Raw genomic sequence first — 4,264 nt, 5'->3', positions numbered from 1 at the left:
CTCCTCGAACGCCAATCCGACGCCCAAGCCAACAACCACCCCATCCTCGCCATCATCCGCGGCACAGCCATCAACCAAGACGGAGCCAGCAACGGGCTCACCGCCCCGAACGGGCCGTCGCAGGAGCGGGTGATCCGGCGGGCGTTGGCGGTGGCCGGGTTGTCAGCCGGTGACGTGGACGCGGTGGAGGCGCATGGCACGGGCACCCGCCTGGGTGATCCGATCGAGGCCCAGGCGTTGCTGGCGACCTACGGCCAGGAGCATGAGGGGGATCGGCCACTGTGGCTGGGATCGCTGAAGTCGAACCTGGGCCACACGCAGGCCGCTGCCGGGGTAGGCGGCGTGATCAAGATGGTGCTGGCGATGCGTCATGGCCTGCTGCCTAAGACGTTGCATGTGGATGAGCCGACGCCGCATGTCGATTGGAGTGCGGGCCAGGTCAAGTTGTTGACCGAGCCGGTGGAGTGGCGGGCCGGTGACCGGCCGCGCCGGGCCGGGGTGTCATCGTTCGGCATTTCCGGTACGAACGCGCATGTCATCCTCGAAGAGGCGCCCGGCATCACGGAATCGGCTGAGCCGTCACCGGTGTCCGGCCCGATGCCGGGCATGCCGCCCGTCATCTGGCCGATCAGCGGGAAGACCCCCGCAGCGCTGCGCGCTCAAGCCGCCCGCCTGCGCCGCTACCTCGACACCCTCGACGAACACGCCCTGCCCGCGGCCGGACGAGCCCTGGCCACCACCCGCGCCGCCCTCGAACACCGCGCCGTCATCCTGGCCGACGACCACGCCCAGACCGCCACCGCCCTGGACGCCCTGTCCACCAGCTCCACCGGCTCGACCGGTAACGCGGTGCAGGATGCGGTGCGGGAGGGGAAGCTGGCCTTCCTGTTCACCGGCCAGGGTGCCCAGCGGCCGGGCATGGGACGCGACCTCTACCAGGCCTTCCCCGCCTTCGCCGACGCCTTCGACGAAGCCCTCGCCCACCTGCCCGGCGATCTGCGCGCCATCATGTGGGGCGACGATGCTGAGCTGCTGAACCAGACCGAGCACACCCAGCCCGCCCTGTTCGCCTTCGAGATCGCCCTGTACCGGCTGCTGCGCTCCTGGGGCCTGCGCCCCGACTACCTGGCCGGTCATTCCATCGGCGAGATCGCCGCCGCGCACGCCGCCGGCATCCTCACCCTCCCCGACGCCGCCGCCCTGATCACCACCCGCGCCCGGCTGATGGCCCAGCTCCCGCCCGGCGGCGCCATGATCGCCGTCCACGCCACCGAAACCGAAGTCACCCCGCTACTGACCGACACCGTCGCCATCGCCGCCATCAACGGCCCCACCTCGCTGGTCATCTCCGGTGAGCATGACGCCACTCACCAGCTGGCCGCCCGCTTGTCCCGCCCCTCCCGGGCCTTGACCGTCAGCCATGCGTTCCATTCACCGCTGATAGATCCCGTGCTGGAGGAGCTGGGCGCGTTCGCCGCGACTCTCACCCACCACCGCCCGCATACTCCGCTCGTCTCCACCCTGCACCCTGACGCCGATCCTGCCGATCCCGGCCACTGGGTGCGCCATGCTCGCAGCGCGGTCCGTTTCCACGACGCCCTCACCCACCTGGCCGCGCACACCACCGCTACCTGTCTGGAGCTGGGCCCGGACGCGCACCTGGCCGCCATCGCCGGCCACACCGGCCACACCGTTATCCCGCTGACCCGCCGCGAGCAGCCCGAACCCGCCACCGTGCTGACCGGCGTGGCCCACGCCTATACCCGCGGGGTCCGGCTGGACTGGGACCGGTTCTACGGCACGATCTCCGGCCCGCCGGTCGATCTGCCGACCTATCCCTTCCAACACACCCGCCACTGGCTGGACAAGGCGACTGCCGACCTGACCTCCGCCGGGCTGGAAGGCAGTGACCACCCGCTGGTCGGCGCCATCGTCGAGACCGCCGACGACGGCCGCCTCCTGCTCACGTCCAAGCTCTCCTCCCACTCTCAGTCCTGGCTCGCCGACCATGCCATCGGCGACACCACGCTCGTCCCGGCGGCGGTGTTCCTGGAGCTGGCCCTGCACGCCGCCGAACGAACCGGCTCCGACCAGGTGGAGCAGTTGATCCTGGATGAGCCGCTCGCGCTTCCGGCCTCCGGTTCGGTCCACGTACAGATCAGCGTGCAGGAGCGGGACGAAGCCGGACGGTGCGCGTTCGCCGTGCACGCACGCCAGGCCGACGGCGACTCATGGACCAGGCACGCCGGCGGGACGTTGGTCCGGACCGGCCGTACCGCCCAGCCGATGACGGGCCAGTGGCCGCCCGCCGGCGCGGAGGAGATCAGCCTCGACGGCTTCTACGAGCGACTCGCCGACCTCGGCTACCGGTACGGTCCCCTGTTCCGCGGGCTTCGCGCGGCGTGGCGGCGGGGGGATGCCCTCTTGGCCGAGGTGTCCCTCAGCGAAGGGCTCGACGGGCGCGGTTTCGGGATGCACCCGGCGCTGCTGGACTCGGCGCTGCACGCGTTCCTCCTGGACGCAGAACACATCCGGCTGCCGTTCGCGTTGTCGCAGGTGTCGGTGCACGCGGCCGGTCTCTCGGCCGGACGTGTCGTCGTCGAGCCGGTGGGCGACGACGAGTTCCGGCTGACCGTCACCGACGCCACCGGCTCACCCGTGCTGTCGATCGGGTCCATCGCGCTCAGGGAGCTTCCCGCCGAACGGCTGGGGATCAGAACGGAGCATCTCTACCAGGTCGAGTGGCGGCCGACGCCTGTGCCCGCCACGGAGACGGTGGAGCGGTGGGTTCTTCTGGGTGACCGTGGCGCGTGGCCGACCGACGACGTGGTGGATACGGTCGCAGATCTGGCGGCGCTGGAGCATGAGGTAGCCGCCGGTCGCCCCGCCCCCGACCATGTCGTAGCCGTCCTCACGCCCGGCTCCGACCTCGTCGATGTTCCCGGCCATGCTCACCGGCGCACCGCCGACGCGCTCGCCCTGCTCCAGCGGTTCCTCGCCCACGATCTCCCCGCCGCCACCCGGCTGGTCGTGATCACCCATGGCGCGGTCGCCACCGACCCCACCGACCTGGCCGGGTCAGCCCTCTGGGGGCTCATCCGCTCAGCCCAGACCGAACACCCCGGCCGGTTCGCGCTCATCGACGTCGATCAGCACCCCGCTTCCCAGCAGGTCCTCCAGGCGGCCGTCCTCACCCGGTGGCCCCAGGCCGCCATCCGGGCCGGCGGACTCCTCGTCCCCCGGCTCACCCGCAGCACCCCGGCCGGCACGTCACCGCCGGACTTCGACCATCGCACCGTGCTGATCACCGGGGGGACCGGTGCGCTCGGCAGCCTCGTCGCCCGTCACCTGGCCGGACGCTTCCCCGCCAGCCACCTGCTGCTCATCAGCAGGCAAGGCCCCGACGCGCCGGGTGCCGATGCGCTCCACCAGCAGCTCACCGCGGCCGGGCCTCGTGTCACCATCACGGCCTGCGACACCGCCGACCCCGACGCCCTCGCCGACCTTGTGGCCGGCGTCCCCGGCAGTCACCCCCTGACGGCCGTCATCCACACCGCCGGTGTCCTGCACGACGCCACCCTCACCGCGCTGACCCCGCAGCAGCTCGCCGATACCTTACGTCCGAAGATCGACGCAGCCTGGCAACTGCACCAGTCCACCCGCCATCTCCCGCTGACCGCCTTCGTTCTCTTCTCTTCCATCGCCGGTCTCATCGGGACCCCTGGCCAGGCCAACTACGCCGCCGCCAACGCCTTCCTCGACGCCCTGGCCCACCATCGCCACGCCCAGGGGCTGCCCGCCACCAGCCTGGCCTGGGGGCCGTGGGACCACACCGGCATGGCCGCCACCCTCACCTCAACCCACACCAACCGCTGGCAGCGCACCGGCCTGCATCCCCTGCCCCCGGACACCGCCCTGCACCTGCTCGACACCGCCCTGGCCCACCCGCAGCCCCTGCTGGCGCCCGTTCACCTGAATCACAAGCTCCTGCGTCAGCAGGCCACCGCACCGGCCATCCTCACCGGCAACGTCCCTAGCAGCACGGACAACGCCGCCGGCCCGGGCAGCCTCGTCCGTCAGCTTGCCGATGCCGGCCCGGCGCAGCGGCTCGACATCACCCTCGACCTGGTCCGACGCACCACCGCCACCGTCCTCGGCCACACCGACGCCCAGCAGATCAACCCCCACACCGCCTTCCGCGAACTCGGCTTCGACTCCCTGGCCGCCGTCGAACTCCGCAACCAACTAGCCACCACCACCGGCC

Annotated in this window: 1 protein-coding gene; it reads left to right on the top strand. The window is 71.5% G+C overall.

Annotation, left to right across the window (positions count from 1 at the left end; all coding sequences use genetic code 11):
- The coding region (locus ACGFI7_RS41710) for a type I polyketide synthase (protein ID WP_393415401.1) at nucleotides 1-4,264 on the top strand (4,264 nt) is incomplete at both ends.

Source organism: Nonomuraea sp. NPDC048826 (assembly GCF_043198225.1).
GTDB lineage: Bacteria > Actinomycetota > Actinomycetes > Streptosporangiales > Streptosporangiaceae > Nonomuraea.
This window is presented reverse-complemented; position numbering and strand designations above follow the sequence as displayed.